This window comes from Shewanella sp. 11B5 (assembly GCF_002836795.1).
Taxonomy (GTDB): Bacteria; Pseudomonadota; Gammaproteobacteria; order Enterobacterales; family Shewanellaceae; genus Shewanella; species Shewanella frigidimarina.
The window spans coordinates 1-1486 of the sequence record NZ_PJAP01000031.1 but is presented as its reverse complement, the minus strand read 5'-3'; the positions used below and the strand labels follow the sequence as shown (position 1 = coordinate 1486).

Annotated in this window: 3 protein-coding genes; all 3 read left to right on the top strand. The window is 43.7% G+C overall.

The features are described from left to right. Positions 1 to 256 precede the first annotated feature (256 nt). The gene (locus CXF78_RS00255) at positions 257 to 811 is read left to right on the top strand and encodes a Na+/H+ antiporter subunit E (RefSeq protein WP_257984778.1); all 555 of its coding nucleotides are present in this window, start codon (positions 257 to 259) and stop codon (positions 809 to 811) included. Between the two features lie 244 nt (positions 812 to 1055). Next, complete coding sequence (locus tag CXF78_RS00245; protein ID WP_244262831.1) at positions 1056 to 1268, top strand: MrpF/PhaF family protein; 213 nt, start codon at positions 1056 to 1058, stop codon at positions 1266 to 1268. Next, positions 1255 to 1486, top strand: a 232-nt coding sequence (locus tag CXF78_RS00240) for a cation:proton antiporter (protein ID WP_102035657.1), incomplete at its 3' end; no start/stop codon positions are given. The genes CXF78_RS00245 and CXF78_RS00240, both read left to right, overlap by 14 nt.

Genomic DNA, 1486 nt, shown 5'->3' with positions numbered 1-1486 from the left:
TTCACTTTTGGTGGAGTCCAATTGTACCCATTCAGAAATACTACGAACTAAACGGGATCACCATCTACACTTTGTGTGGAGAACGATAAATAATTGCGCCACCATGAATAATCGAGCATTTTACATAGCATATTTAGTAAATTAGCAGTTCATAGATTGGCTGCTGTCGCTGGTTAGGAGAAGTAAGGGTTGCTCCTGATAATGATGCCGTATATGGATGTATAACACTATATAACGAAATGATTCTAGGGGATAAATGATGAGTAGATTATCAAGTAAAAGCTGGTTGAACGATTTGATGAATATTCATTTTCGAATAGCATGGTTTCGTGTGGTTGCTTTTGCCTTTATGTGGGTAATGCTTACTGAGGGGTCAGTAAACTCATGGTTGGTTGGCGCTCCGATAGTGCTCGTTGCTACGTTGATAAGTATGGTACTGGTATCTCCTTTTTCCTGCTCGGTGATTCACTCTGTACGCTTCGTGCCTTTTTTTATTTGGAACTCACTTCGTGGTGGTGCCAATGTAGCGTGGTGCGCATTAAATCCAAAAATTCCCATAGCCCCGGGCCTAATTGATTTCCCCTTACGTCTGCCACCAGGAATATCCCGTGTATTTATGGCTAATACGGTCAGTCTGCTACCTGGTACATTGAGTGTCAATTTGGGGAAAAACCATTTAAAAGTTCATGTGCTTGATACACGAAAAAATGTGTTGTCGGAACTAATGACGTTAGAAAAAATAGTTGCCAAAATGTTCAATATCTCTTTGCACGATGGAAAAGGAGATAAATGCAATGAAAATATTTTATGAAAGGGTTTGCCTGCTGGAAACAACGAAGTTGGCGTGCAAGAGCTGGAATGTATTAGATGTATATGGCTTTATTATGGGGAGTACTGCGGAATCAATCCTGAATCAGATTAATTGCTTCCTAAACGCAATCAAACCACTAGGCCTTAAAACGCCAGCTAAATTGGACGATTAAATCCGTATGCAAACTCTATATGTCTCACTGGCTTTGTTCCTTTTACTGAACCTCATTGTTGGAGTGTGGAGGGTGTTACGCGGCCCCACGGCAGCTGATCGCATGTTAACGGCACAGTTATTTGGCACCACATCAGTGGCGGTAATGTTATTACTGGCTCAAGCGACAGACAAACCAGCTCTTCATGATGTGGCATTAGTATTCGCCTTACTTGCTGCGGTAACCGCGGTAACCTTTGTCCGGCGAGTCTGGGGCGATAAGGAGACAAAGCATGACACTCATTAATGTCCTATCCAGCATCCTACTCTTCACTGGGGGCGCCTTCTTCTTAGCAGGCACTCTGGGCTTATTGCGATTTCCAGATGTATACACTCGCTTGCATGCTTTGACCAAAGCCGACAACGTGGGTCTGGGTCTGGTGGTCGCAGGATTAGCAGTTCAGGCACAAAGCTGGGGCACAGTGGGGAAATTGCTACTTATCTGGGCTTTTGTGATGCTTGCCA